The sequence below is a fragment of the Paracoccus sp. MKU1 genome (assembly GCF_001447385.1).
Taxonomy (GTDB): domain Bacteria; phylum Pseudomonadota; class Alphaproteobacteria; order Rhodobacterales; family Rhodobacteraceae; genus Paracoccus.
Genome location: NZ_LLWQ01000217.1, coordinates 22,988 through 47,674, shown reverse-complemented (window position 1 = coordinate 47,674; position 24,687 = coordinate 22,988). Strand labels below are relative to the sequence as shown.

The 24,687-nt window shown below is 68.9% G+C and carries 25 protein-coding genes; 10 read left to right on the top strand and 15 right to left on the bottom strand.

Going from position 1 to position 24,687, the window contains the following annotated elements:
• Window positions 1–3: 3 nt before the first annotated feature.
• Together AQY21_RS24210 and AQY21_RS24205 are read right to left on the bottom strand one after the other, a co-directional pair.
• Window positions 4–963 (bottom strand): 1-phosphofructokinase family hexose kinase, encoded by a 960-nt coding sequence (locus tag AQY21_RS24210; RefSeq protein WP_058100147.1) that lies wholly within the window; start codon window positions 961–963, stop codon window positions 4–6.
• Complete coding sequence (locus AQY21_RS24205) at window positions 963–1,370, bottom strand: metallopeptidase family protein (RefSeq protein ID WP_058100146.1); 408 nt, start codon at window positions 1,368–1,370, stop codon at window positions 963–965. The genes AQY21_RS24210 and AQY21_RS24205 overlap by 1 nt, the downstream gene beginning before the upstream one ends.
• 78 nt (window positions 1,371–1,448) lie before the next feature.
• Between AQY21_RS24205 and gltX the strand changes: the two genes are divergently transcribed.
• Both gltX and tig read left to right on the top strand, forming a co-directional pair.
• Window positions 1,449–2,774, top strand: coding sequence for a glutamate--tRNA ligase (gene gltX, locus AQY21_RS24200; RefSeq protein ID WP_058100145.1), 1,326 nt, complete (start codon window positions 1,449–1,451; stop codon window positions 2,772–2,774).
• Window positions 2,775–3,547: 773 nt separating this feature from the next.
• The gene (gene tig / locus AQY21_RS24195) at window positions 3,548–4,882 is read left to right on the top strand and encodes a trigger factor (RefSeq protein ID WP_058100144.1); all 1,335 of its coding nucleotides are present in this window, start codon (window positions 3,548–3,550) and stop codon (window positions 4,880–4,882) included.
• 180 nt (window positions 4,883–5,062) lie between these two features.
• On the opposite strand, the gene AQY21_RS24190 is transcribed toward tig, so the two are convergent.
• The 4 genes from AQY21_RS24190 to rpsF form a co-directional block, all read right to left on the bottom strand.
• Window positions 5,063–5,866 (bottom strand): hypothetical protein, encoded by an 804-nt coding sequence (locus AQY21_RS24190; protein ID WP_058100143.1) that lies wholly within the window; start codon window positions 5,864–5,866, stop codon window positions 5,063–5,065.
• 149 nt (window positions 5,867–6,015) lie between these two features.
• Window positions 6,016–6,600 (bottom strand): 50S ribosomal protein L9, encoded by a 585-nt coding sequence (gene rplI, locus AQY21_RS24185; RefSeq protein ID WP_058100142.1) that lies wholly within the window; start codon window positions 6,598–6,600, stop codon window positions 6,016–6,018.
• Window positions 6,601–6,612: 12 nt separating this feature from the next.
• Window positions 6,613–6,840 (bottom strand): 30S ribosomal protein S18, encoded by a 228-nt coding sequence (gene rpsR, locus AQY21_RS24180; protein ID WP_011747229.1) that lies wholly within the window; start codon window positions 6,838–6,840, stop codon window positions 6,613–6,615.
• A gap of 18 nt (window positions 6,841–6,858) precedes the next feature.
• Window positions 6,859–7,263, bottom strand: coding sequence for a 30S ribosomal protein S6 (rpsF, locus tag AQY21_RS24175; protein WP_058100141.1), 405 nt, complete (start codon window positions 7,261–7,263; stop codon window positions 6,859–6,861).
• 289 nt (window positions 7,264–7,552) lie between these two features.
• Between rpsF and AQY21_RS24170 the strand changes: the two genes are divergently transcribed.
• Window positions 7,553–8,134, top strand: a complete 582-nt coding sequence (locus AQY21_RS24170; RefSeq protein ID WP_058100159.1) for a YceI family protein — start codon at window positions 7,553–7,555, stop codon at window positions 8,132–8,134.
• Between the two features lie 68 nt (window positions 8,135–8,202).
• Here AQY21_RS24170 and AQY21_RS24165 read toward each other — a convergent pair whose 3' ends face one another.
• Window positions 8,203–9,225 (bottom strand): cytochrome-c peroxidase, encoded by a 1,023-nt coding sequence (locus AQY21_RS24165; protein WP_058100140.1) that lies wholly within the window; start codon window positions 9,223–9,225, stop codon window positions 8,203–8,205.
• A gap of 191 nt (window positions 9,226–9,416) precedes the next feature.
• On the opposite strand from AQY21_RS24165, the gene prfA reads away from it, so the two are divergent.
• The 3 genes from prfA to AQY21_RS24150 all read left to right on the top strand — a co-directional run bounded on the left by prfA (window position 9,417) and on the right by AQY21_RS24150 (window position 12,337).
• A complete protein-coding gene (prfA, locus tag AQY21_RS24160) occupies window positions 9,417–10,472 on the top strand; it encodes a peptide chain release factor 1 (RefSeq protein WP_058100139.1) in 1,056 nt (351 codons plus the stop codon).
• A 4-nt stretch (window positions 10,473–10,476) separates the two neighbouring features.
• The gene (prmC, locus tag AQY21_RS24155; RefSeq protein WP_058100158.1) at window positions 10,477–11,304 is read left to right on the top strand and encodes a peptide chain release factor N(5)-glutamine methyltransferase; all 828 of its coding nucleotides are present in this window, start codon (window positions 10,477–10,479) and stop codon (window positions 11,302–11,304) included.
• Window positions 11,305–11,551: 247 nt separating this feature from the next.
• Complete coding sequence (locus AQY21_RS24150) at window positions 11,552–12,337, top strand: DUF4167 domain-containing protein (RefSeq protein WP_058100138.1); 786 nt, start codon at window positions 11,552–11,554, stop codon at window positions 12,335–12,337.
• Between the two features lie 2 nt (window positions 12,338–12,339).
• Here the strand turns inward: AQY21_RS24150 and rsmA are convergent, their stop codons facing one another.
• From rsmA to lptF, 6 genes are all read right to left on the bottom strand, one after another.
• Window positions 12,340–13,188 (bottom strand): 16S rRNA (adenine(1518)-N(6)/adenine(1519)-N(6))-dimethyltransferase RsmA, encoded by an 849-nt coding sequence (gene rsmA, locus AQY21_RS24145; RefSeq protein WP_058100137.1) that lies wholly within the window; start codon window positions 13,186–13,188, stop codon window positions 12,340–12,342.
• Window positions 13,185–14,153, bottom strand: coding sequence for a 4-hydroxythreonine-4-phosphate dehydrogenase PdxA (gene pdxA, locus AQY21_RS24140; RefSeq protein ID WP_058100136.1), 969 nt, complete (start codon window positions 14,151–14,153; stop codon window positions 13,185–13,187). The genes rsmA and pdxA overlap by 4 nt, the downstream gene beginning before the upstream one ends.
• Window positions 14,154–14,220: 67 nt before the next feature.
• Window positions 14,221–15,507 carry a peptidylprolyl isomerase gene (locus tag AQY21_RS24135; RefSeq protein WP_255374817.1) on the bottom strand — a complete coding sequence of 429 codons (1,287 nt, stop codon included), beginning with the start codon at window positions 15,505–15,507 and terminating at the stop codon, window positions 14,221–14,223.
• A 16-nt stretch (window positions 15,508–15,523) separates the two neighbouring features.
• Window positions 15,524–17,935 carry an LPS-assembly protein LptD gene (locus AQY21_RS24130; RefSeq protein ID WP_058100134.1) on the bottom strand — a complete coding sequence of 804 codons (2,412 nt, stop codon included), beginning with the start codon at window positions 17,933–17,935 and terminating at the stop codon, window positions 15,524–15,526.
• On the bottom strand, window positions 17,935–19,056 hold the full coding sequence (gene lptG / locus AQY21_RS24125) for an LPS export ABC transporter permease LptG (RefSeq protein ID WP_058100133.1): 1,122 nt from the start codon (window positions 19,054–19,056) through the stop codon (window positions 17,935–17,937). The genes AQY21_RS24130 and lptG overlap by 1 nt, the downstream gene beginning before the upstream one ends.
• Window positions 19,053–20,198, bottom strand: coding sequence for an LPS export ABC transporter permease LptF (gene lptF / locus AQY21_RS24120; RefSeq protein WP_058100132.1), 1,146 nt, complete (start codon window positions 20,196–20,198; stop codon window positions 19,053–19,055). Before lptF ends, lptG begins: the two co-directional genes overlap by 4 nt.
• Before the next feature lie 129 nt (window positions 20,199–20,327).
• On the opposite strand from lptF, the gene AQY21_RS24115 reads away from it, so the two are divergent.
• Complete coding sequence (locus tag AQY21_RS24115) at window positions 20,328–21,929, top strand: leucyl aminopeptidase (RefSeq protein WP_058100131.1); 1,602 nt, start codon at window positions 20,328–20,330, stop codon at window positions 21,927–21,929.
• Window positions 21,929–22,378, top strand: coding sequence for a DNA polymerase III subunit chi (locus tag AQY21_RS24110; RefSeq protein WP_058100130.1), 450 nt, complete (start codon window positions 21,929–21,931; stop codon window positions 22,376–22,378). Before AQY21_RS24115 ends, AQY21_RS24110 begins: the two co-directional genes overlap by 1 nt.
• 100 nt (window positions 22,379–22,478) lie before the next feature.
• Here the strand turns inward: AQY21_RS24110 and AQY21_RS24105 are convergent, their stop codons facing one another.
• Together AQY21_RS24105 and AQY21_RS24100 are read right to left on the bottom strand one after the other, a co-directional pair.
• Entirely contained in the window at window positions 22,479–23,054 is a 576-nt protein-coding gene (locus tag AQY21_RS24105; RefSeq protein WP_058100129.1) for a TIGR02281 family clan AA aspartic protease, read from the bottom strand.
• Window positions 23,054–23,665 carry a MarC family protein gene (locus AQY21_RS24100; RefSeq protein ID WP_058100128.1) on the bottom strand — a complete coding sequence of 204 codons (612 nt, stop codon included), beginning with the start codon at window positions 23,663–23,665 and terminating at the stop codon, window positions 23,054–23,056. The genes AQY21_RS24105 and AQY21_RS24100 overlap by 1 nt, the downstream gene beginning before the upstream one ends.
• Window positions 23,666–23,826: 161 nt before the next feature.
• On the opposite strand from AQY21_RS24100, the gene AQY21_RS24095 reads away from it, so the two are divergent.
• The gene (locus AQY21_RS24095; RefSeq protein WP_058100127.1) at window positions 23,827–24,153 is read left to right on the top strand and encodes a twin-arginine translocase TatA/TatE family subunit; all 327 of its coding nucleotides are present in this window, start codon (window positions 23,827–23,829) and stop codon (window positions 24,151–24,153) included.
• Window positions 24,154–24,171: 18 nt separating this feature from the next.
• A complete protein-coding gene (gene tatB / locus AQY21_RS24090) occupies window positions 24,172–24,681 on the top strand; it encodes a Sec-independent protein translocase protein TatB (protein ID WP_058100126.1) in 510 nt (169 codons plus the stop codon).
• The last annotated feature ends 6 nt before the right edge of the window (window positions 24,682–24,687 follow it).

Sequence of the window (24,687 nt, the reverse complement as noted above, 5' to 3'; positions counted from 1 at the left end):
CCGTCAGGCCCGCATCCGCGTCACCACGCGGGCGGCGAACAGCCGCTCGACATCCTCGCCCCGGCACAGCTCGGTCGCGGGCGTCTGCACCGTGGCCGAGGCGGCGGCGGCCGCCAGCCCCAGCGCGTCGCAGACTGGCCAGCCGCGGGCATGGCCCAGCGTGAAGCCGGCCAGGAAACTGTCGCCGGCGCCGACCTTGCTGACCACCTGCACCCGCGCCGCCTCGGCATGCCAGATGCCCTGGTCGGTGGCGATGATGTTGCCGTCGCGGCCGCGCGCCACGATCACCCCATGCGCGGCGCCCGAGGCGACGAGGCTGGCCGCGAAGGCGGCGGTATCGGCGCGGAAGGGCAGGGGATGGCCGGCCAGCCCCTCGGCCTCCTCGTCGTCCATGCGCAGGATCTCGACCCGCCGGTCGGTGGCGGCGGCGACCTCGGCCAGCGCCTTGCCCGAGGTATCGACGATCAGCCGCGCGCCGCTGCCGCGCAGCCGCTGGGCCAGCATGGCGGCAAAGCCCGCCGGCACGCCGGGCGGGTTCGAGCCCGACAGCACCACCAGCGCGCCGGGTTCGGCGGCGCCGGTGGCGGCCTCCAGCGCGGCCTCGACATCGGCCGCGGACCATTCCGGGCCGGGCATGACGAAGCGGTATTGCTGGCGGATGGTGCGGTCGTCCACGGTCAGCGACTGCCGCGTCTCGCCCGGGGCGGGCAGGGTGTGCAGCGGGATGCCGGTTTCCTCCAGCAGCGCGGCGATGCGCTGACCGGTGGCGCCGCCAAGCGCGACCAGCGCCGTGCTGTCGCCGCCCATGGCGCGGATCGCCCGGCTGACATTGATGCCGCCGCCGCCCGGATCGAAGCGCGGCGCCTCGCAGCGCAGCTTGACGTCGGGCACCACCTGCCGCGCTGCGGTGGTGACGTCCAGGGCGGGGTTCAGGGTGATGGTCAGGATCGGCGCCTGGTCCATCATTCCCACCAGCGGTCGATGGTGGCGATGTCCTCGTCGGACCAGCCGAAATGATGGGCGAATTCATGCACCACGACATGCGCGACCAGCTGGCCCAGCGTCACGTCCCCGCGCGAGGCCCATTCGTCCAGGATGGCACGGCGGAACAGCCAGACCGTGTCGGGAAAATGCTGCGGGTCGCTGGCCGATTTTTCGGTCATCGGCACGCCGTCATAGAGGCCGGTCAGCTCCAGCGGGTCGTCGATCTCCAGCTCGTCGAGGAATTCCTCGCTGGCGAAATCCTCGACCCGCAGCACCACCTGCGCGGCGGGACCGGCGAATTCCGGCGGCAGGCCGGCGATGGCCTCGCGCGCCAGTTCCTCGATCATGGCCGCGTCGGGGGCCTCGGCATTCTTCCAGTCAAGCATCGGTTAACCTCTGTCTTTGGTCCCGATATGGACAAAAACCGCTGTTTGTGAAAGAGCGAAGCCGACAGGAGAGCTCCCATGACCATCACCCGTTTCGCCCCTTCGCCCACCGGCCACATCCATGTCGGCAACCTTCGCACGGCGCTGATGAACTATCTGATCGCGCGCAAGGCGGGCGGCACCTTCATCCTGCGCCTGGACGATACCGACCGCGAGCGGTCGAAGCAGGAATATGCCGACGGCATCCAGCGCGACCTGGAATGGCTGGGCCTGACCTGGGACCGGATCGAGCGGCAGTCGGACCGGCTGGACCGCTATGCCGAGGCGGCCGAGGGGCTGCGCGCGGCCGGCCGGCTCTACGAGGTGTTCGAGACCCCGACCGAGCTGGACCTGAAGCGCAAGAAGCAACTCAACATGGGCAAGCCGCCGGTCTATGACCGGGCGGGCCTGAAGCTTTCGGCCGAGGACAAGGACCGCCTGCGCGCCGAGGGCCGCGACGGCTACTGGCGCTTCCTGCTGGATCAGGAGCGGATCGAGTGGCCCGACGGCATCCTGGGCGAGATTTCCATCGACGCGGCCTCGGTCTCGGACCCGGTGCTGATCCGTGCCGACGGGCAGGTGCTCTACACCTTCGCCAGCTCGGTCGATGATGCCGAGATGGGCGTCACCCATATCGTGCGCGGCGCCGACCATGTGACGAACACCGCGACCCAGATCCAGATCATCCGCGCCCTGGGCGCCGAGCCGCCGGCCTTTGCCCATCACAGCCTGCTCACCGGTGCGCAGGGCGAGGAGCTGTCCAAGCGCCTGGGCACGCTGTCGATCAAGGACCTGCGCGAAAGCGGCGTGGCGCCCGAGGCGCTGCTGTCGCTGATGGCGCGGCTGGGCTCGTCGCAGCCGGTCGAGCTGAGGATGTCGCTGGACGAGCTGGCCGAGGGGTTCGAGTTGTCGCAATTCGGCGCCTCGCCCACCAAGTTCGACGCCGAGGACCTGTGGCCGCTGACGCGCGAGGCGAACCAGTCGCGCCCCTTCGCCGAGGTCAGGGACCGCATCGCCGCGCTTGGCGTGCCCGATGCGCTGGCCGAGCGGTTCTGGCGCGTCGCCTCGCAGAACATCACCAAGCTGGACGATCTGGCCGGCTGGTGGGAGATCTTCTCGAACGGCGCCGAGCCGCAGGTCGATCCCGAGGATGCCGATTTCATCGCCGAGGCGATGAAGCTGCTGCCGCCGCCGCCCTATACCGATGCCACCTGGGGTGAGTTCACCAACGCGGTGAAAACAGCGACCGGCCGCAAGGGCAAGGGCCTGTTCATGCCGCTGCGCAAGGCCCTGACCGGCCAGGCGCATGGGCCGGACATGTCCGAGGTCATGCCGCTGTTGCAGGTCGTGCGCGCCCGCGGCTGAGTCGCCCGGGAGGAATGACGCGAAAAGGCCGTCTGTAAGGGCGGCCTTTGCCATTTCGAGAACTGCTGTCTCAAGGGCCAATTTTGTAGTTTTTGTCTGATGGGTGCGGCGGGCGCGGAATCGTCAAGCGCGAGTTGGCCCAGATACTGCCCAAAAATCAAGCAACCGCGACAGGGGGAAGCCGGCAACGCCTGGCAGATTCACAACCGGGCGGGAGCAAGAACGCGCCCCCGCCCGGTCAGGTCTGAAAACACAACCAAAAACCGCTTACCAAGGTTAACAAACAACCGCTTACGGAACGATGCCTGTATGCACTGTCGGGGTGGAGAAGGGAACATGTCCATAAGTTAGGTTCCGTTGGCTGACCTAACGGAGGCAGCCCGTTGATTTTCCGGAGGGTGCAACTTCTGGGTGCAGAGCCCGGCTTTGTGGCGGATGACCGCTCATCAGGGCTTGCCCAGCGTCGACCGATCCGGGCAGCCGGGTTGCTTGCATGAGACCATTATGCTCAATTCAACCAAGAGATGTTTCGATGCCCGACTCTCCCGCTGTGCGGGCGGGGCGGGGGCGGGACTCTCGCGCCTGACCTCTGGCGGCGCGCAGCCCGAAACCCGGCGGGAGTGCGGCAAATCCTGCCTTCGTCCTTGCTATGCGGGCTGAAATCCCATAGCTAGCGCGCTGAAACAGGCGGAGGCGCGGGACGGCAGGTTCTGGCGCCGGCGAGGCTGTGATGCCTCGGACCCGCGCGATGGTTCGTGGATGAAGGAAGACAAATGCAGGTCAAGGAAACCCAGAACGAAGGGCTGAAGCGGGGCTATGAATTCACCCTGCCCGCAGCGGATCTGGCGGCGCAGGTGGATGCGAAGCTGAAAGAGGCCCAGCCCGAGGTCGAGATGAAGGGCTTCCGCAAGGGTAAGGTGCCGATGGCGCTGCTGAAGAAGCAGTTCGGCCAGCGTATCATGGGCGATGCCATGCAGGAGGCCATCGACAAGGCGCTGCGCGACCATCTGGAGAAATCGGGTGACCGTCCGGCCCTTCAGCCGAAGATCGAGATGGTCAATGGCGAGACCTGGAAAGAGGGCGACGATGTCGTCGTCACCGTCGCTTATGAGGCCCTGCCGGCCATTCCGGAAACCGACCTGTCGGGCGTCGAACTGGAGCGGCTGGTGGTCGAGGCCAGCGAGGAGCAGGTGACCGAGGCGCTGGAGAACCTGGCCAAGAACGCCCAGAGCTTCGAGGACCGCAAGAAGGGTACCAAGGCCAAGGACGGCGACCAGGTCGTGATCGACTTCAAGGGCATGGTCGATGGCGAGGCTTTCGAGGGCGGCACCGCCGAGGATTACCCGCTGGTGCTGGGCTCCAAGAGCTTCATCCCCGGTTTCGAGGAGCAGCTGGTCGGCGCCAAGGCCGGCGACGAGGTCAAGGTCGAGGTGAAATTCCCCGAGGATTACGGCCATCCGGCTCTGGCCGGCAAGGACGCGGTCTTCGAAACCACTGTCAAGGCGGTGAAGGCCCCGAAAGCGGCCGAGCTCGACGATGAGCTGGCCAAGAAGTTCGGTGCCGAGAGCCTGGACGCGCTGAAGGGCCAGATCCGCGAGCGGCTGGAGGCCGAATACAAGGGCGCCTCGCGCCAGGTGCTCAAGCGCGCCCTGCTGGACAAGCTGGACGAGCTGGTCAAGTTCGACCTGCCCGATTCGCTGGTCGAAGCCGAGGCGCATCAGATCGCGCATCAGCTCTGGCACGAGGAGCATCCGGAGGAGCACGGTCATAACCATGGCGAGATCGAGCCCACCGACGAGCACAAGAAGCTCGCCGAGCGCCGCGTCCGCCTGGGCTTGCTGCTGGCCGAGATCGGCCAGAAGGCCGAGATCACCGTCTCGGATCAGGAGATGACCCAGGCGGTGCTGCGCCAGGCCCGGCAGTTCCCCGGCCAGGAGCGCGCCTTCTTCGAGTTCATCCAGCAGAACCCGCAGGCGCAGCAGCAGCTGCGCGCGCCGATCTTCGAGGACAAGGTCGTGGATCATATCGTCGAGGGCGCCAAGGTTTCGGACAAGACCGTGACCAAGGACGAGCTGGAAAAAGCCATCGAGGCGCTGGATCAGGCCTGATCCGCCGCTTTGCTTGCAATGAGAGAGGCCGTCCCGTGGGGGGCGGCCTTTTTCGTCGCGGCCGGGGCCTGCGGCGCGGCGTGGCGGCTGAGTATTTGCAGAACGAAGATGCGGAAGCCCGGGGGCGGCGCTGCCCCGGCATTCGAGTATCTGGAAAACGGTGAAGCGCCCGTCGAGGGCTCAGAGCCGGTGCACGCGCGGGTCGTGATCGGCCGGGCCGCCGGGGTCGGGTCCCTCCATCGGATCGTGCAGCAGCGGGTCGTCGCGCAGGTCCGGCATATGCGCCCCATGCCGGTCGTCGGGGCGCGCTTGCGACCGGGTTCGGGACGGTGGGGCTCCGGGGCGGCGGTCGATGATGTCGCGCACCATGGCTGCAGCATCGCCGAATTCCTGCATGATGGTGCTGGCCTGCCCGGCGACGGTGCGGAAGCCGGTCACGGCGGCGGTCAGCGCGCGCATCACGTTTTCGACGCCGCTGGTCAGGCTGGCGGTGTTCGCCTCGACCTCTTGCAGCAGATTTTGGCGCGGCGGACGACGGGCAGGGCGGGGCGTGCGGTCGCGTTCCGCCTGGGGGCGGATACGCACGGGACGGCGGGTTTCCTCGTCCTGCTGGCCGGCCCCGACAGGCATGGCCCTGCGTCCCGTGGCAGCGGGTTCGGCCTGGGTGCCGCGGCGGCGCGACGGCGGTCCGTCCTGCGAGACGAGGTCGAGAACATGGCGCGCGGCAAGGACCGTGCCGGCGGTGAGCGCCGCGGCGGCCAGGCCGGTACCGCCCAGGACCAGCCATTTCGCCCCGCGCGAAGGGCGTGGCCAAGGCCGGCTGCCATCGGGCGAGACATCGCCATGCGGGGGGATGCGGCGCGATTCCACCGGCCCGGGCGGGCGGCGATGGCCCTCGGGCACCGGGCGGGGGCCGAAACGGGTCTGGCTGGTCTCGTCGGCCTCGGTATGGGTGATGGGCGGCAGGTCGTCCTGATGGTGCATCCGGCAATTCCTCTGGCGAAGGGGCGCTTTGCGGCTCAACCCGCGACCCCGGGGGAATGTTCCGGCGGGCGCGGCGCGCAGGCAAGGGCCGGGCATGAAAAAACGCGCCGGGTCGCGGCGCGTCCTTTCGATTTGCGGTGAAGGCGCGATCAGTTCGCGGCTTCGTCCTCGTCGCGGCCGGCCGAGCCGATATCGTCGAAGAGCTCGGCGATCTCGAATTCCGCGGCGGCTTCCTCTTCGGCGGCCAGTTCCTGGATCGACTTGCCCGAAGCCTGCAATTCGGCCTCTTCGGCCGAGCGGGCAACGTTCAGCTTGATCGTGACATCGACTTCCGGGTGCAGGTGCACGCGGACCTCGTGCAGACCCAGATCCTTGATCGGGGCGGTCAGCACGACCTGGCGGCGCTCGATCGCGAAACCTTCGGCATTGGCGACATCGGCGGCGTCGCGCGGCGTGACCGAGCCGTAAAGCGCGCCGGCATCCGAGGCGGAGCGGATGATGACGAAGGTCTGACCGTCGAGCTTCTCGGCGATCTTCTCGGCTTCGGCGCGGGTTTCGTCGTTGCGCGAGGCGAGTTCGGCCTTGCGGGCTTCAAACGCCTGGATATTGGCGTCCGAGGCGCGCAGCGCCTTGCCTTGCGGCAGCAGGTAGTTGCGGGCAAAGCCGTCCTTGACTTTGACCACTTCGCCCATCTGGCCCAGCTTGGCCACGCGTTCCAGCAGGATGACTTGCATGGTCGTCTCTCCTTACTTCACGGCATAGGGGAGCAGGGCGAGGAAGCGGGCGCGCTTGATGGCGCGCGCCAGTTCGCGCTGCTTCTTGGCCGAGACGGCGGTGATGCGCGAGGGCACGATCTTGCCGCGTTCCGAGATGTAACGCTGGAGCAGGCGCGTGTCCTTGTAGTCGATGGCGGGGGCGTTGTCGCCCGAGAAGGGGCAGACTTTCCGGCGGCGGAAGAAGGGTTTGTTGGCCATGATCCTGGTTCCTTTCCCTTAGTTCCGGTCGTCGCGGTCACGACGCTCGCGCCGCTCGCCGCGATCACCGCGGTCGCCACGATCACCGCGCTCGCGCTCGTCGCGCTTTTGCATCTGGATCGAGGGGCCGTCCTTGTGCTCGTCCACGCGGACGGTCAGCACGCGCATGACATCGTCATGCAGGCGGGCCAGGCGCTCCATCTCCTGCACGGCGGCCGAGGGGGCGTCCGAACGCAGGAAGGCGTAATGGCCCTTGCGATTCTTGTTGATCTTGTAGGCGAGCGTGCGCACGCCCCAGTATTCGTTGTCCACGACCTTGCCGCCATTGTCGGCGATCACGGTCGAGAAATGTTCGATCAGCCCTTCGGCCTGCGCGTTCGACAGGTCCTGACGGGCGATCAGCACATGCTCGTAAAGCGGCATGTCTGCACCTTTTTTCGGGGCGCACTTCAACGGCGGGACAACCCTTCCGCGCCCCGCCACGAGAGGCTGCGCCGGTTTCGCATTTGCGGAAGGATGCGGCCTTATAGCGACCAGGCCGGGGAATGCAAGGCAAAACCCCGGGGAGCGCCGGAAAATCGCCGTCGCGGCGACACAGTTTCCGCGCTGCGGCGAAACACGAAAATGTCAGGGATCTTGTTGGAAACCTTTGTTGATGCTGGGCCATTTTCTGGCAGAACCGTTCGTGACCTTTTTCAATCCGGAGTTCAGCATGAAATCCATCTTCGCCCCTGTCGCCGCGATCACCCTGCTTGGCGCCACCGCCGCCATGGCCGAGCCCGTGGTCTATGATTTCGACCCGTCGCACAGCCAAGTCGTCTTTGAATACAACCACATGGGCTTCTCGACCAGCACGGGCATCATCAACGGTGTGACCGGCAAGCTGACGCTGGATGCCGAGAACCCGGCTCAATCCAGCGTTGAGGCGACCATCCCGCTTTCCGGCCTGCGCACCCCTGCGGAAGAGCTCGACAAGCACCTGTTCGGGCCTGATTTCTTCAATACCGATGCCAGCGGCGCGGTTGCGACCTTCAAGTCCACCAAGGTCGAGCCCGACGGTGACAAGGAAGCCAGGGTTACCGGCGACCTGACGCTGAACGGAGTGACCAAGCAGGTCGTGCTGGACGTCGATCTGAACCAGATCGCCCCCCATCCGATGACCGGCAAGGAAGCCGCCGGCTTCGATGCCGAGGCCGAGATCAAGCGTTCGGAGTTCAACCTGGGCAAGTTCGCCCCCGCCGTCGGGGACGAGGTCGAGATCAAGATCACCGTCGAGGCCGTCAAGGCCGAGTGATCCGCCGGACGGAGCGCAAGCGAAAGGGGCCCGCGAGGGCCCCTTTACCATTCCCGCCTGCGCACGCCTTACATCGGCGTGGGCAGCGGCGTCGTGTCGGTGCGCACCGGCAGGATCGGGTGGTCGATCACCGGTTGTTCGCCCGTCAAGGCGCCCAGGAAGGCGGTGATGTCGTCGGCCTGCTCATCGGTCAGTTCGGTGCCGATCTGCGCCGAGGACATGATCTGCACCGCTTCCGCCAGATCCCAGACCACCCCCGAGTGGAAATAGGGCGCGGTCAGCGCCACGTTGCGCAAGGGCGCGGCCCGGAAGACATATTCGTCATCCACGGTCTGGCTGATCTCGTAGCGCCCCTTGTCGCCCACGGGCAGCACCTCGGCGCCGGGCTTGGCGATCAGGCCGAAGGGATGGTAATCCTGCCCGCCCAGGTTCACGCCGTAATGGCAGGCGGTGCAGCCGGTATCCATGAAGGCTTGCAGCCCGCGCTTCTGCTGGTCGGACATCGCCGCATCGTCGCCGGCCAGGTAACGGTCGAAGGCGCTGTTCGGGGTGATGAGCGTGGCTTCGAACTGCTCGATCGCGGCGGCGAAGTTGTCGAAACTCACCGGATCCTGCTCGTCGGGGAAGGCGGCCTGGAAGGATTCGACATATTCCGGCATCGAGTTGATGGTCTTGACCACCTGATCGGGGGTATTGCTCATCTCGACGCCGGCCTGGACCGGCCCCTTGGCCTGTTCCGCAAGGTCGGCGGCGCGTCCGTCCCAGAATTGCGCGGCGTTGAAGATCGCGTTCAGCATGGTCGGCGCGTTGCGCGGCCCCTTCTGCCAACCGTGCCCGATCGAGGTCGGCAGGCCGTCCACCCCGCCCAGGCCGACGTTATGGCAGGTCTGGCACGAGATCAGCCCGGAACTGGACATGCGCGGGTCGAAGAACAGCATCTTGCCCAGCTCGATCTTCTCGGCGGTCAGGGGAGTGCCCTCGGGATTGTCCTCGGTCTGCTTGATGGCGGTCATCGTCTCGGGAATAGCCTCGAACACCCCCTTGGCTTCCTCGCGCAGGGCGCTGTCGTCGATGGCTTCGGTCTGTGCCATGACCGGCAGAGCGGACAGGGCAAGACTCGTCGCTGTCAGAAAGGGGACGAGTTTCACGTTTGGCCTCCTTTGGCTTGGTGGGCGCGTCTTGCAATAGTCTGCACCACGACGGCCTGCCGTGCTTTGATCTGCATCAGATGTTCCCGAGGTTCCCGCTTGTCGGCTACCCGCGCAACGGCTAATTGCGTCAAATGCTGCCGAAAGACCGCCTTATCCAGATCGTCGAGCGTTTCGAATATCTCGAGGCGCGGCTGAACGCCGGGCCTTCGGCCGACGAAATCGCCGCGATCAGCCGCGAATATGCCGAGCTGAAACCCGTCGTCGCCCAGATCGCCGAATGGCGCGCCGCGCAGGCCGGCATCTGCGAGGCCGAGGCCCTGCTGGCCGATCCCGAGATGCGCGAACTGGCGCAGGACGAATTGTCGCGCCTGCGCGCCGCGCTGCCCGATCTGGAACATGCGCTGCGCATCGCGCTGTTGCCGCGGGATGCCGCCGATGCCCGTCCGGCGATCCTGGAGATCCGCCCCGGCACCGGCGGCGAGGAGGCGGCGCTGTTCGCGGGCGATCTGCTCGACATGTACCGCCGCTTTGCCGAGTCGCAGGGGTGGCAGTTCCAATTGCTGGAGCTGGTCCAGTCCGATCTGGGCGGCGTGCGCGAGGCGGTGGCGCGGATCGAGGGCGAGGGCGTGTTCGCCAAGCTGAAATACGAATCCGGCGTGCATCGCGTCCAGCGCGTGCCCGAGACGGAATCGGGCGGCCGCATCCATACCAGCGCTGCTACCGTCGCCGTGCTGCCCGAGGCCGAGGAGGTCGACATCGACATCCCCGCCAGCGACATCCGCATCGACACCATGCGCGCCAGCGGGGCGGGCGGCCAGCACGTCAACACCACCGATTCGGCGGTGCGCATCACCCACCTGCCGACCGGAATCGTGGTGACCAGTTCGGAAAAGTCGCAGCACCAGAACCGCGCCAACGCCATGGCGGTGCTGCGCGCGCGACTCTACGACATGGAGCGGTCGCGTGCCGATGCCGAGCGCGCCGCCGACCGCAAGTCGCAGGTCGGCTCGGGCGACCGCTCGGAACGCATCCGCACCTATAATTTCCCGCAGGGCCGCATGACCGACCATCGCATCGGCCTGACGCTCTATGCGCTGGACCGCATCATGCAGGGCGAGATCGGCGAGATCGTCGATGCGCTGACCGCCCATGACCAGGCTGCGCGGCTGGCCGCGCAGGGCGCGTGATTCCATGACCGGGGCGGAGGCGCTGCGCCAGGGCACCGGCCGACTCGCCGCAGCCGGGGTGCCGACCGCGGCCGAGGATGCCCGGCTGCTCCTGGCCCATGCCCTGGAACAGCCGCGCCACCACCTCGCCGCCGCGCTGGCCGCGCCGCTGCCGGCCGAGGCGCTGCGACGTTTCGACGCAGCGCTTGCCGCCCGGGCCGCGCGCCAGCCGGTCAGCCAGATCCTTGGTCGCCGCGCCTTCTGGAAGCACGAGTTCCGCGTGACCCGAGACACGCTCGACCCGCGCCCCGAGACCGAAACGCTGGTCGAGGCGGCGCTGGCAGAACCCTTTGCCTCGGTCCTGGACCTTGGCACCGGCACGGGGGCGATCCTGATCTCGCTTCTGGCCGAGCGGCCGGGCGCGCGGGGGACGGGCACCGACATCTCGCCCGCCGCGCTAACGGTGGCGCGGGAAAACGCGGTGCGGATCGGGGTTTGCGCGGATTTCCTTGAATCGGACTGGTTCGCCTCGGTTGCGGGGCAATTCGACCTGATCGTTTCGAATCCGCCCTATATCGCGCTGGACGAAATGGCGGATCTGTCGCCCGAGGTGCGGGAATGGGAGCCGCGCCACGCCCTGACCGATGGGGCGGACGGGCTTTCCGCCTATCGCGCCATTGCCGCCGGTGCGCCGGCGCATCTGTCGCCCGGCGGCCGTCTGCTGGTCGAGATCGGCCCGACCCAGGGCCGCGCCGTGGCGGCGCTGATGCAGGCGGCCGGGCTGGTTGAGCCCCGGATTCTGCCCGACCTGGACGGGCGCGACCGCGTCGTCGGCGCCCGCAAGCCGCTTTGACCCGGCAAGGATCCGCGTCTTTCGCGGGTTTTGACGAAATTTTCGCTTGTAAGCGACGCTGCGGCGTGTTTATTCGCAGTTGTGACGGGGGCGCACCGCCCACGCACGGGTCAGTCACACTCAGATAACCCAGCCTTTCACTGGTGACGCGGGAGCCGGAGCCAAAGCCGCACCTGCGCTGACGCCCGCCTTAGGAATGACCCCAACCTCAGCCGGCCTGTGCCGGGTATAAACTGACAACAAGCTGATGAGATCATCCAAATCCCGTTCGCGTAACAAGTCGAACCGACAGCGTTCGCTGGGCAATGTCGTCAACCGCGTCTTCGATTCCTCGGGTCCCGAGGGCAAGGTGCGTGGCACGCCCCAGCAGATCATCGAGAAATACCTGACGCTCGCCCGCGACGCCCAGCTCTCCAACGACCGGGTGGCCGAGCAGAGCTTCCTTCAGCATGCTGAGCACTATACCCGCATGCTGGGCGAGGCGCAGCGCGAGCAGGCCGAGCGCCAGAGCCAGCAGCATCAAAGCCGCGATGACGATTTCGAGGCCGGCGGCCAGACCGCCGCGGCCGAGAACGGCAACGGCCATAACGGCCACCGCCATCATCAGGACCGCCAGGAGCGTCGCGACGACCGGCGCGAGGATCGCCGTGACGAACGTCGCGATGATCGCCGCGATGATCGCAAGGACGAGCGCCAGCCCGCGCCCCGGGCGGAAGAGCGCGCCGCGCCTGCCGAGCCCGGGCTGCCCCCGGTGATCGCCTCGGACGAGGAGGCCGCCGGCCCGGTCGAGACCCCGGAAACCGCCGCTACGCCTGCCGAGCCTGCTGCGACGCCGGAAGCCTCTGCCGCGATCCCCGAGGAGCCCGCCGCCGCGGCCGAACCGGCCCCGCGCCGCCGCAGCCGCAGCACGACCGCAGCGCCGCGCAGCCGCAAGAAACCGGCCGAAGACGGCGGCAAGGCCCCTGCCGCGAAATCCTCGGGCCGTGGCGCCAAGGCCGCCAAGACCCAGCCGGAAAGCGCCTCGGGCGAATAAGTTCAGCGCGGCGCGGCGGCCAGGCCCCGCGCCAGCGTGCAGAACTGCTCCAGGCCGATCTCCTCGGCCCGCGCCGTCGGCGCGATGCCGGCCTCGACCAGCAGCGCCTCGATATCCGGGTGCAACCCCTTCAGCGAGGCGCGTAGCATCTTGCGGCGCTGGTTGAAGCCCGCCGCCACCACCCGGTTCAATACCGCCGGATCGGCCGGATAGCGCGGTCCGGGCAGGGCGGTCAGATGCACCACCGCCGAATGCACCTTGGGCGCCGGCACGAAGGCTTCGGGCGGCAGGGTCATCACGATCCGCGCCTCGGTGCGCCATTGCGCCAGCACGGCGAGCCGGCCATACGCCTTGCCGCCCGGCTGCGCCACGATGCGCTCGGCCACTTCTTTCTGGAACATCAGCGTCAGCGACTGCCAGAAGGGCGGCCAGGCGGCCGGCGTCAGCCAGCGGATCAGAAGCTCGGTGCCGACATTATAGGGCAGGTTCGCCACGATGCGGATCGGCGGCGTCAGATGCGCCAGCGGATCGACCTCCAGCGCGTCGCCATGGATCACCTCCAGCCGGCCCGGATAGGCGGCGGCGATCTCGGCCAGGGCTGGCAGGGCGCGGGCATCCTTCTCGATCGCCAGGACATGCCGCGCGCCCTCGGCCAGAAGCCCGCGGGTCAGCCCGCCCGGGCCGGGGCCCACCTCGATTACGTCGCAGCCCGTCAGATCGCCGGCGGCGCGCGCGATCTTGGCGGTCAGGTTCAGGTCCAGCAGGAAGTTCTGCCCCAGCTGCTTCTTGGCGCGCAGATCGTGCCGCGCGATCACCTCGCGCAGCGGCGGCAGACCGTCGATGGTGCTCATCGCCGCCCCGCCATCTCATGCGCCATGCGCAGCGCCGCGATGACGCTTTGCGCATCGGCGATGCCCCGGCCGGCGATGTCGAAGGCGGTGCCGTGATCGGGCGAGGTGCGCACGAAGGGCAGGCCCAGCGTCACGTTCACCCCGCCGGCGAAATCCAGCGTCTTGATCGGGATCAGCGCCTGGTCGTGATAGGTGCAAAGCGCCGCGTCATAGCGCGCCCGCGCCGCCGGGTGGAACATGGTATCGGCGGGCAGCGGCCCGCGCAGGTCGAAGCCCTCCCGACGCAGCCGCTCGATCAGCGGCACCATCCAGCGCGCCTCCTCGTCGCCCATCACGCCGTTCTCGCCGGCATGGGGGTTCAAACCGGCAATCGCCAGCCGCGGCCGCGCCAGGCCGAAGTCGCGCCGCATCGCGGCATCGGTGATGCGGATCGCCTGCTCCAGCCGCAGGGGCGTCAGCGCCAAGGGCACTTCGGACAGCGGGATGTGGATGGTCACCGGCACCACCCGGCAGGGCGGCTCGACATTGGTCGAAGCCAGCATCATCACCACCGGCACGTCGCCGGCCAGATGCGCCAGATATTCGGTATGGCCGGGAAAGCCGAAACCGGCGCCGCGCTTCAGCGCTTCCTTGTTGATCGGCAGGGTGCAGATGCCGCCGGCGGCACCCGACATGGCCAGATCGACGGCGCGCGCGATGACCTCGACCACCGTGGGCGCATTGGCGGGATCGGGCCGGCCCGGCACCGCCGGCGCCGGGAAGTCATGCCGCAACACTGCCAGCATGCCTTCGGCCACCGGCTGGTCCGGCGCATCGACCTCGGCCCAAGGCGTGCCCTCGGGCAGATGCCGCGGATCGCCAAGAAACACGAAAGGCAGGCCGGCGGCCAGCGCCTTGGGCGCAAGCTCCGGCCCGACGCCCGCCGGCTCGCCGCAGGTCAGGATGATGGGGCGGGCTTCAGTCATTTTCTCCGTTTCCCAAATACTCTCTGGGGGTCCAGGGGCCGAAGCGCCCCCGGTGCTTCAGCCGGGATCACGGCCGCCGGATGATCGCATTGGCCCGCAACTCGGCCAGATAGTTGTCGGCCGCCTGTCCGACCTTGCGGCTGAAGATCTGGTTGCGCATTTCCTCGCGATCCGGCGGCGCGTCGGGATCGGGCGCCGCGGCCTCCTCGCCCTCGGCGGTGACCGGCACAGGCGCCTCTTGCCCTCCACCCGCCAGCAGCGCCGGCTGGCGCTTGCAGAGCATCAGCAATTCGGCCACCCCGCCCTGACTGACCACCGAGGTTTCGTTGTCGTCCAGCACCGCCAGTCGGATTGCCTCTGCGGACGGGATCTGGCCCTGGGACAGGGTCTGGCGCTGGATCTGTTCGGGCGGCAGGCCGCGGGCATGCACGAAAAGATCGGCGCATGTGTCGGAAAGCGCGGCGATCCGGTTCGCCTCGGCGGTGCTCGACAGGCGGAAGCGGACGTAATCCAGCACCTGTTCCCTGGCGCCGGGGCGCAGCGAGCCGCGGCTGTCGCGCAGGTAGAACAACACCACCGCGCCCTCCACGGTCAGCGGCTGGCTGATCTGGCCGTGCTTCATCGACAGGATGATCGGCCGCAGCGAGGGCGGCAGGTTCTCCAGCGGCATCCAGGGCAGGCGGCCGCTGTTCTCGGCCGAGGGCGTCACGGAATGGCGCCGCGCGGCCGCGGCGAAATCCGCCTCCGAGCGCACGCTCTGCACCAGCGATTCCGCAAGACCCATGGCCTGCGCCTCCTGGCCGGGCGGGGCGGGGATGATCAGCTCGGACAGGGCGACATGGGTGATGCGCGGCGTCTCGATCAGGCGCTGCATCTCCTGATCGACCTCGGCATCGCTGACCGATATCTGCGGCACGATGCGCTGGCGCACCACCTCGCGCCAGACGACGCCGGCGGCGATGAAATCGTGGAAGGTCTGTCGCTCGACCCCGGCCTGGGCCAGGGCGCGGGTGAATTCCTCGACGCCCAGATTGGCGCGGCCGGCGAATTCGGCCAGGCCGGCATCGATCTGTTCATCGCTGGCGGCGATGCCCATCTGGCGCGCGGCAAACAGGCGCAGGCGGTCGTCAATCAGCGCCTGTTCGGCCGAGGCCCGGTCGGCATCGGGCGCGCGCAGGATTTGCAGAAAGCGGATGCGCTGGTCCAGTTCGTAGCGGGTGACGGCCGAATCGTTGACATGGACCAGCGGCTGGAACGGATTGCCCTGCGCAAAGGCCGGGGCGCCCCCGCCTGCTGCCAGCATCGCGGCCATGGCCGCCCCCAGAAGAATTCGCCGCATCAGCTCCCTCGCCACATGGTTTCGCCGGACATTAGCGCAGGCAGGCGCGGCGCGCCACCGTTCCCGGACCGGGCTCCTGCCGGCCGAAGCCGCCCAGCCGGATGCCCAGGTCGAAACGGGTGTCGGGCCGCACCTCGTCCGAAGAGGTAAAGCGCCGCTCGACCGACATTTCGACGGTTATGCATTCGTTGCGATATTCCATGCCCAGCTGTGCCTTTTGTGCGCGATCGGCGGTGAAGTCATAGCGCGTTTCGGTCGTGGCCCACCAGCCGCGCGCCACCTGCCAGCCCCCGGCCATAGTCAGTTCCGACACATCCTCGGGCCGGCTTTCGCCTTTATCAGAATCAAGCCAGAGATAGCCGGCCGAAACCTGCAAGTCAGGCCTGAACCAGCCCAGGCGCAGCTCGTTGCGGCTGATCGAGAAGCCGTCGTCGAACAGCGCCCGGTTGGCGATGGCAAGCCCGTTCGACCCCGAGTAATGCGCTGCCAGCAGCCAATCCGAGCGCTTGCCGCCCAAGGGGCCGCCGTCCCAGAATGTCGGATCGGTGGCGCCGCTTTCGAAGGCTGCGTCGGCCTCGTCGCGAAAGACGCGCCCGGCGGTCAGGCCGATGGACCAGCCCTCCGGGTCGATCCGCGTCCAGCCGATGCCCAGATTGGCGCGCCAGCCCGATTCGCGCGCGTCCCAGCCGGGAAAGCGGTCCAGCGCGAACAGGTTGCCTTCGTCGAATTCGATCAGCCGGCTGTCCTCGTTCGGCACCTCGTCCTCGGCATCGCGTTCGGGCGACCAGACCAGCTGCGCCACCGGCTCGACGATATGGGTCACGCCGCCGGAATGGCGGGCGAAGGGCCAGCGCAGCTCGGCGGCCAGCACCGGGTCGGCGCGCATCACCCAGTCCTCGTAGTCGCTGTCCTGGTTGATCCGGTAGAAATCGGCATCCAGCCGGGTCTCCACGGCGCCCACCAGGCCGCCGGGCAGGATGGTGCTGCGATACCAGTCCAGCGCGACCGAGCCGCGCGCCATGTCGCGGCCAAGCTTGTCCTGGCTGGACGAGCGGCGATGGGCGTGCAGCGACCATTCCAGGCTGGCGATGCCGCCGATCTGCCCGGGGGTCCAGCGCCGCTTCCACAGCGCATCGGCGACGACCGAGGGCGTGAACTCCTCTGCCTCGTCCTCGCGCAGCGATTCGTAATTGCCGATCCGCGCCATCATCATGCGGTCGCGGCGCACGCGGTCCAGCGTCAGCCCGCTCCACAGCCGGTCGGCGTCCGAGATGTCGTAATCCAGCAGATAGGCGCGGTTGCTGGCCATCTGGATCTGCAAGCCCAGCATATAGCCGCGCGGCAGCTCGAACCGGGCGCCGCCGAACAGATAGCCGCGGGTCTCGCCCTCCTCGATGTCGTCGCGCGAGATGGCGCCGTTCCATTCCATCGCGCCATTGCTGAAGGCCTGGCGATAGCGCAGCTCCAGCGTGCGGGTGCGCGAGGTGGCTAGATAGGGCGTCAGCGTGATGTCGGCATGATCGCCCAGCGTGACGAAATAGGGCAGCTTGATGCCGAAGCCCAACCCCGAGGTGGTGCGGAGCTGCGGCCGCAGAAAGCCGGTCATGCGCTCGACGCTGGGATCGGGCGCGGTCAGCCAGGGCAGGCTGGCGACGGGCAGCCCAAGGGCGCGGAGCTGCGGGCGGTCGAAATGCAGCTTGCTCGTGCGCGCGTCATGGGTGATGGCGCGGGCGCGGATCTCCCACAGCGGGATCGGATCCTCGGCGCAGATCTGGCAGCTCGAGGCGACGACATTGTCCAGCCGGGTGACGGCGCCGTTCTGGCTGCGGCGCATCTCGCGCGCGGCCATCTGCATCTCGCGCGCCAGCACCAGCCGCGCGCCGCGCAGGATGCCGTCCTGCATGTTCGGGTCCAGCTGGGCGCTGTCGGCGATCAGGATGGTCTCCTGGGGCGTGCCGGCGCGGGCGGGCTCGGTCAGGTGGATCGGCCCCTCGATCAGCGCCGCGCCGGTGTCGTTGTCATAGATCACGCGCGAGGCGATCAGCCGCGCCCCGCGATACCAGATCACCACCCCGCCCGAGGCGGTCAGCTTGTTGTCCGCGCCCAGCGTGACCTGGTCGGCCAGAAGCGTGGCCGGGCTGCCGGCGCCCTCGGCCTCGCCGCCGGCGATGCGCACCGCGCCGGGCCGCGTGGCGATGCGGGGCGTATGCGAGGCCTCGGTGCCGTCGGCGAAGCGGGCATTGCTGTCGGGATCCTCCGTCGGGGCCAGGGCGGGTCCGGCCGGGGCCAGCGGCACGTCCTCGGGCTGGTCATAGACCGGCAGGGTCTGGCCGTCGGGCGTCAGGCTTTGCCCCAGCGCCACGCCGGGCAGGAACGCCGCCAGCAATGCGGCGCGTGCCGCCGTGCCGGCCCTTCCCCTTCGTCTCTTGTGCCTGCGCGCCATCAACCGTCCTCCAGCCGCAAGAGTGCCCCAAGGGCAAAGAGCAGCGCCACGATGGGCGGCGCCCAGCCGGCTAGGGCCGGCGGAATGCCGCCATTGTCGCCCAGCACCTGCGCCAGGTTGCGCAGGAAGAACAGCCCGATGCCGCAGCCGAAGGCGCCCAGCACCAGAAGCCCCATCCGGCGCCCGCGCATGTGGCGCATGGTGAACACCGCCGCGATGGCGATCATGGCCGCCATCAAGAGCGGCCGGGCCAGTTCCATCTGGAACCAGACCTTGTGACGCTGGGCCGAGAAGCCTGCCCGCTCCAGCCCCTGGATGAAGGCCGGCAACTGCCAGACCGGGATCGCCTCGGGCCGGCCGAAACTGTCGCGGATGCGCGCGGCGGTCAGGTCGGTCGGCAGTTCCAGCCGCGGCGCGGTGCGGGCCATCGCCTCGGGGTTTGGCTGGGTCAGCGGCCATTCCTTGGTGTCGGTCAGCTCCCATGCGCCCTCGGTCAGCCGCGCGCGCGCCGCGTCGATGCGGCGGGTCGGGCCGGTCTCGGGCGAAAACACCATGAAGGTCGCGTCGTAAAGCGTGGTGGCGTCCGGGCTGGCGCGACCGGCGCGGATCACCACCTGGCCCGAGGTCTCGGCCCCGTTCGCGTCGCGCGCGGGCAGCGCCTGGCGCAGCCAGACCGCATTGTCGCCGACGCTGACGGTCTGTCCGCCGCCGCTGCGCATCTGCGCGACCGCGTCGTCATAGCGTTTCGTGGTCGCCGCCACCACCGGGTTCAGGATCGCGACCGCCAGCATGCCGGCCAGCGCGGCGGTCACGGCCGGCGCCGCGAGCACCCGGATGCCCGAGCGGCCCGAGGCGCGGATCGCCACCAGTTCCGAGGTGCGCGACAGGCCAAGAAACAGCGCGATCCCTGCCAGCACGGTAATCAGCGGCAGGATGGAATAGAAACTGGCGGTGATGTTCAGGAGCGACAGCCCCGCCGCGCCCGAAAGGCCGATATTCTCGTCCGAGAAACGGCGGATCTGCTCGACGATGTCGATCAGGAACAGGATGGCGCCGAAGATCGCCGCGATCATTGCCAGCATGCGCAGGAAGCGCCGCGCGACATAGGTGGACAGGATCATGCCGCGCCCCCTTTCGCCGCCGCCTTCGGGCTGCTGCGCAGGCGTCGCGGCCGGGCGGCGAGCCACAGCACCCCGACGCAGATCGCCGCTCCGACCAGGGGCGAGACATAGATCAAAGGCCAGCGCGCGGCATTGCTGGCCACCTGGTTCTCGGCTGCGGTGCTCAGGAACTGCACCACGATCAGCGCGATCACCGCCCAGATCACCTGCCGCCAGACGCCGAAGCGGCTGAACCCGCCCAGCAGCAGCATGCCGAAGCCCAGCAGCGCCGCGACCGGCGCCTGGAAGGGCTTGGCCAGCCGCTCATGCGCCTCGGCCAGGGCCCGGTCCGGGGTGGCGCCGGTCGCGGCCAGCAGTTCGGGATCGGGGTCCAGAAGGCGCAGCGTCGAATAGGCGCGCAGGTCGCGCATGCGGCTCGCCCCCGTGTCGATCAGCGTGCCGAGGTCATAGGCCAGTTCGGAAAACCGCGTCACCGACAGGCTCTGCCGGCCGCCGGAATGGCGCAGGTTCTGCACCATGCCCTGCATCATCACCAGCCGCGGCCCCTCGTCGGTCCTGACCAGCAGCGCCTCGGTCGCGGTATAGGTGGTCTGGCTGTCGGGGTCGCGGGCATCCTCGAGGAAGAAGTCCACCAGCCGCCCGTCCGCCGCGATGTCGCGGATGTAAAGCGTCACGCCCTGCACCGGATATTGGAACGCGCCGGCGCGCAGGAATTGCGCGGTGACATTCTGCGCGATCTCGGCCTGGCGGTCGGCCAGCCGTCCCCGCGCCATCGGCACGATGGCATGCACCAGCAGCGCCACCATCAGCGCCACCAGGACGCCGAAGACCAGCACCGGCCGCGCCAGCCGCCAGGGCGAGATGCCGGTCGCCTGCATCGCCACCAGCTCGGATTCCGAGGCCAGCCGGTTGGTGCCATAGGCGCTGGCCGCGAAGGCCGCGATGGGCAGCACGACCGAGATCACCAGCGGCAGGGTCAGCGCGGTGAATTCCAGCACCACCAGCGCGGTCTGCCCGTCCGAGATCAGCTGCTCGAACAGCGACACGGCGCGGTTGATCCAGTAGACCGAGACCAGCACCAGCGCAAAGAACCCGAACAGGGTCAGGAATTGCGACAGGATGTAGCGGTCGATGCGGGGCATGGGGGCTTTCGCGGGCTCGGACCCCGCCTGATTAGCCGCTGCGCGGGCGTTGGGAAAGCCCCGGCTCTGGTCAAGCTGCCTGCGCGTGACTAGTTTCCGCCCATATGGAGCAACGCGAGGGGCAGGAGCATGACTCATCCGGTCGAAATTTCCTTTACGGCGATGGATGTCGCAGGGCTGGCCGAGCGGTCCGGCCGCGTCGCCATCCTGGTGCCGAAGGCCGGGCGGCTGCCCGCCGGCCTGCCGCGCGCCACGCGCGAGGCGCTGACCCGGGCCCTGGCCTCGGAAGCATGGAAGGCGGTCAAGCCCGGCAAGGCGCTGGAGCTGGCCTTTCCCGCCGGGCTGAAGGCCGAGGCGCTGCAACTCGTCCTGCTGCCGGCCGATGCCGATGTGGCGACGGCGCGGGCGGCGGGTGCCAGCATCGGCGCGAAGCTGGGCAAGGCCGAGACCCTGGTGCTGGCCGGCAGCCATGCGCGCGCGGCCGAGGTGGCGTTGGGGCTGGCGCTCAGGGCCTATGACTTCTCGGCCTACAAGACCAGGAAATCCGACGACGGCGCTGCTGCCGGAAGCGATGCGCCGGCCGAGCCCGCCGCCAGCACCAGCCGCACCGGCGCGCCCGAGGACGCACGGCTGTCCGATGCGGCCGGCGGTGCCGAGCCGGCCCCCGACGCTGCCCCGGGCACCACGCCGCGCGGCCGGGTGGTCTTCATGCACAAGGACCCCGAGGCGCTGGCCCGCGCCGCGGCCGATGGAGCCGCCCTGGCCGAAGGCGTGTTCTTCACCCGCGACCTGGTGAACGAGCCGGCGAACGTGCTGACCACCAGCGATTTCGCCGACCGGCTGCTGGCCATGCGCGAGCTGGGGCTGGAGGTCGAGGTGCTGGAGGAGGACGAGCTGGCCCGGCTGGGGATGCGGGCGCTTCTGGCCGTGGGGCAGGGGTCCGAGAGCCCGTCCAAGGTCGTGGTCATGCGCTGGAACGGCGGCGGCGAGGCCGCGCCGCTGGCGCTGGTTGGCAAGGGCGTGGTCTTCGACACCGGCGGCATCTCGATCAAGCCGGCCGCCGGCATGGAGGAGATGACCATGGACATGGGCGGCGCGGGCGTGGTCGCCGGCGTCATGCGGGTGCTGGCGCTGCGCCGGGCCAAGGCGAATGTCGTGGGCCTGGTCGGGCTGGTCGAGAACATGCCGGACGGCCGCGCGCAGCGCCCGGGCGACATCGTGCGCTCGATGAAGGGCGACACGATCGAGGTGATCAACACCGATGCCGAAGGCCGTTTGGTGCTGGCGGATGTGCTCTGGTATGCGCAGGACCGCTTCAAGCCCGCCGCCATGGTCGACCTGGCGACGCTGACCGGCGCCGTCATCATCGCGCTGGGGCACGAGCATGCCGGGGTGTTCTCGAATGACGACGCCTTCGCCACGGCGGTGCTGGATGCCGCCAAGGCCGAGGGCGAGGGCGCCTGGCGGCTGCCGCTGGGGCCGGCCTATGACAAGCTGATCGATTCCCGCCTGGCCGATATCAAGAACACCGGCGGGCGCCCGGCCGGCTCGATCACCGCCGCGCAGTTCTTGCAGCGTTTCGTGCGCGAGGACACGCCCTGGGTGCATCTGGACATCGCCGGCGTGGCCCTGCCGCCCGCCGAGACCGGGCTGGCGCCCAAGGGCGCCTCGGGCTGGGGCGTGATGACGCTGGACCGGCTGGTGCGCGACCGCTTCGAGAAGCAGGGCTGATGGGCTCGGCCCTGTTCTACCACCTGACGCGCTCGGGTCCGGCGCAGCTCTTGCCGATGCTGATCGGCAAGAGCCTGCAAGCGGGCTGGCGGGTCGAATTGCGGGGCAGGGACCGGGCGCGGCAGGTGGCCCTGGACGAGGCGCTGTGGCTGCGCGAGGGGTTTTTGCCGCATGGCCTGGCCGGCGGGCCGCATGATGCGCGCCAGCCGGTGCTGCTGACGGTCGAGGGGCAGGCGGCGGTCAATGCGGCGCGCTGCCTGATCGCGCTGGAAGGGGCCGAGGTCTCGGGCGCGGAATGCCTGGCGCTGGAACGGGCCTGCATCGTTTTCGACGGCAATGATGCCGAGGCGCTGGAGCGGGCCCGCGCGCAATGGCGGGTGCTGAAGGACGGGGGCGTGGCGGCGGAATATTGGTCCGAGGCCGGTGGGCGCTGGGAGCGCAAGCAGTAGCGCGGCGCCTTCGGGGGGCTCTGCCCCCCGCGTCTTGCCCGCCCCTCGACGGGGCGGGCAAGACGCTCCCCCCGGGATATTTGGGCACGAAAGAAGCCGGTCAGCGTTCGAGGATGAGCCGGTTGCCCTCGATGCTGACCCGGGCGAAGCGCGACAGGTAGGACATGCCCATCAGCGACTGGCTGAGATCGGCGCGCAGCACCACGGCGGGGACCCGGGTGTCGCGGATCTCGCCGATGGCGACCGAATCGAGCAGCACGGTGGCGGTCTGGACGATGCCGTTCGCGGTGCGCGCCTGGCCGGCATAGGCGAGCCCCTCGGGATCGATGCCGACCCGCGCCGCATCCCTCGGTCCCAGCGCGATGGTGCTGGCGCCGGTGTCGATGACGAAGCGGATGGGCGTGCCGTTCACCTCGGCCGTCAGGTGGTAATGGCCGTCATTGCCGATGGGCACCTCGATCCTGCCGCCTTCGAGCATGCGCGCCTGCGGCGAGACCGTGCTGCGGATATCGTCCCAGAGCCCGGCCAGCGCCACGACGCCCAGGAAGATCAGCGCCCAGGCCGCCGCCTGCCGCAGCGCCTGGCCCGGCCGGTTGCGCAGCTCGACCAGAAGGAAGCCCCCGACGGCGACCAGGAGCAGCGCGAGATAGGCGAAGCGGCCGAACTCCTCGCCCATCAGACCAGCCCCGAGCCCTTGAGCCCGTCGATCACGAACTGGATCGACAGCGCTGCCAGCAGCATGCCGAAAAGCCGGGTGACCACCATGGTGCCGGTGCGGCCCAGCACATGGGCGATCGGCCCGGCGATGGCGAACAGCGCCGCGGCGATCCCCAGCACGGCCAGCATGACCCCATGGATCATCAGCGTATGGGCGGGGCTCGCATCCTGACCGACCAGCAGGATCATCGTGGCCAGCGCCCCCGGACCGGCCAGCAGCGGCGTCGCCAGCGGAAAGACCGAAGGGTCGTCGTCATCGTCCCTGGCCTGGCCCTCGCGCCGCTCGGTGCGGCGTTCGAACAGCATGTCGAGCGCGGTCAGGAACAGAAGCAGCCCGCCGGCGATGCGGAAGGCGGAAAGCGAGATGCCGATGCCGGTCAGGATCGCCTCGCCCGCCAGGCCGAACAGCGTCATCAGCGCCGCGGCGATGGCCAGGGCCCGCCAGCCGATTCGCCGCCGCCGCTGCGGCGTCATGCCGCGCGTCAGCGCGATGAACAGCGGCGCCAGCCCCACCGGGTCGATCACCACAAACAGCGTGACGAAGGCGCTGATGATCTGTGTGCTTTCCATGGCCGGCAGTATTGCGTGGAACCTTCGCGCAGGGAAGCGCGGCGGCGGGGCGGGCGGCGCGATCACGCGTTTGGGGGTTTCGAATGAGGCGATCCCGACCTATATCGGGACAGATAGATGCACCGCAAGGCCCTCGGGGGCCTGCCACGGAGGTAAAACAGATGCACGCACCTTCACCCATGGCGCTATTGCTGATCGCAATCGTCGTTCTGGTTCTTTTCGGGCGCGGCAAGGTCTCGTCCCTGATGGGCGAGGTCGGCAAGGGGATCACCGCCTTCAAGAAAGGCGTCAAGGAAGGCGCCGAGGATATCGACACCGCCGCCCGCAGCGAGCCCAAGGAACTGGAGCAGCTGAAGACCGCCGACGATATCGAGCGCGCCCGTGCCGAGCTTGCCGCCGACCGCGCCAAGCTGGAAGCCGACCGCGCCCGCACCGCCGCCGACAGCGGGCTGCGCGACGTGACGCCGACCGACACGACCAAGCTCTGATCCCCTGGCCCGACGGTCATGCTGGATATCGGCTGGAGCGAATTGCTGCTGATCGGCGTGGTGGCGCTGATCGTCATCGGCCCCAAGGATCTGCCCAAGCTGTTCCATACGCTGGGCCGGATCACCGCGCGCGCGCGCGCGATGGCGCGCGAGTTCAGCAGCGCGATGGAGGATGCGGCGAAAAGCTCGGGTCTCGATGATGCGGCCAAGACGCTCAAGGACGTGAACGCGCTGACCTCGAAGCGCGGGCTGGGGCTTGACGCGCTGGAACGCGCGACCGAGCGGTTCGAGAAATGGGATCCGCTGAATCCCAAGGACGAGGCCGCCCGCAAGGCGCCGTTGCCCGATCCTTCGGCCCCGCTGCCGCCGCAGCCCGCGGCGAATGGCGGCGATGCGCCGGCCGCCCAGCCTTCCGCCTTGCCGCCCGCGCCGGGTGTCGCGGCCCCGCCGATCCCGGCGGAGGAGGCGCTGGACACCGCCGATGGCCGCCGCCGCCTGCATGCCGTGCGCCGCTCGGACCGCGCTTGACAAGAC

Bases quoted from the DNA above. Each gene is read 5' to 3' on its own strand.
- tatB (WP_058100126.1), top strand. From the start codon at position 24,172: ATGCTGGATATCGGCTGGAGCGAATTGCTGCTGATCGGCGTGGTGGCG.
- rpsR (WP_011747229.1), bottom strand. From the start codon at position 6,840: ATGGCCAACAAACCCTTCTTCCGCCGCCGGAAAGTCTGCCCCTTCTCG.
- pdxA (WP_058100136.1), bottom strand. From the start codon at position 14,153: ATGACTGAAGCCCGCCCCATCATCCTGACCTGCGGCGAGCCGGCGGGC.
- gltX (WP_058100145.1), top strand. From the start codon at position 1,449: ATGACCATCACCCGTTTCGCCCCTTCGCCCACCGGCCACATCCATGTC.
- AQY21_RS24210 (WP_058100147.1), bottom strand. From the start codon at position 963: ATGGACCAGGCGCCGATCCTGACCATCACCCTGAACCCCGCCCTGGAC.
- AQY21_RS24130 (WP_058100134.1), bottom strand. From the start codon at position 17,935: ATGGCGCGCAGGCACAAGAGACGAAGGGGAAGGGCCGGCACGGCGGCA.
- AQY21_RS24095 (WP_058100127.1), top strand. From the start codon at position 23,827: ATGCACGCACCTTCACCCATGGCGCTATTGCTGATCGCAATCGTCGTT.
- AQY21_RS24165 (WP_058100140.1), bottom strand. From the start codon at position 9,225: ATGGCACAGACCGAAGCCATCGACGACAGCGCCCTGCGCGAGGAAGCC.
- AQY21_RS24105 (WP_058100129.1), bottom strand. From the start codon at position 23,054: ATGGGCGAGGAGTTCGGCCGCTTCGCCTATCTCGCGCTGCTCCTGGTC.
- AQY21_RS24100 (WP_058100128.1), bottom strand. From the start codon at position 23,665: ATGGAAAGCACACAGATCATCAGCGCCTTCGTCACGCTGTTTGTGGTG.
- AQY21_RS24150 (WP_058100138.1), top strand. From the start codon at position 11,552: ATGAGATCATCCAAATCCCGTTCGCGTAACAAGTCGAACCGACAGCGT.
- prfA (WP_058100139.1), top strand. From the start codon at position 9,417: ATGCTGCCGAAAGACCGCCTTATCCAGATCGTCGAGCGTTTCGAATAT.
- AQY21_RS24115 (WP_058100131.1), top strand. From the start codon at position 20,328: ATGACTCATCCGGTCGAAATTTCCTTTACGGCGATGGATGTCGCAGGG.
- AQY21_RS24205 (WP_058100146.1), bottom strand. From the start codon at position 1,370: ATGCTTGACTGGAAGAATGCCGAGGCCCCCGACGCGGCCATGATCGAG.
- AQY21_RS24170 (WP_058100159.1), top strand. From the start codon at position 7,553: ATGAAATCCATCTTCGCCCCTGTCGCCGCGATCACCCTGCTTGGCGCC.
- AQY21_RS24190 (WP_058100143.1), bottom strand. From the start codon at position 5,866: ATGCACCATCAGGACGACCTGCCGCCCATCACCCATACCGAGGCCGAC.
- AQY21_RS24110 (WP_058100130.1), top strand. From the start codon at position 21,929: ATGGGCTCGGCCCTGTTCTACCACCTGACGCGCTCGGGTCCGGCGCAG.
- tig (WP_058100144.1), top strand. From the start codon at position 3,548: ATGCAGGTCAAGGAAACCCAGAACGAAGGGCTGAAGCGGGGCTATGAA.
- rsmA (WP_058100137.1), bottom strand. From the start codon at position 13,188: ATGAGCACCATCGACGGTCTGCCGCCGCTGCGCGAGGTGATCGCGCGG.
- rpsF (WP_058100141.1), bottom strand. From the start codon at position 7,263: ATGCCGCTTTACGAGCATGTGCTGATCGCCCGTCAGGACCTGTCGAAC.
- lptG (WP_058100133.1), bottom strand. From the start codon at position 19,056: ATGATCCTGTCCACCTATGTCGCGCGGCGCTTCCTGCGCATGCTGGCA.
- prmC (WP_058100158.1), top strand. From the start codon at position 10,477: ATGACCGGGGCGGAGGCGCTGCGCCAGGGCACCGGCCGACTCGCCGCA.
- lptF (WP_058100132.1), bottom strand. From the start codon at position 20,198: ATGCCCCGCATCGACCGCTACATCCTGTCGCAATTCCTGACCCTGTTC.
- rplI (WP_058100142.1), bottom strand. From the start codon at position 6,600: ATGCAAGTCATCCTGCTGGAACGCGTGGCCAAGCTGGGCCAGATGGGC.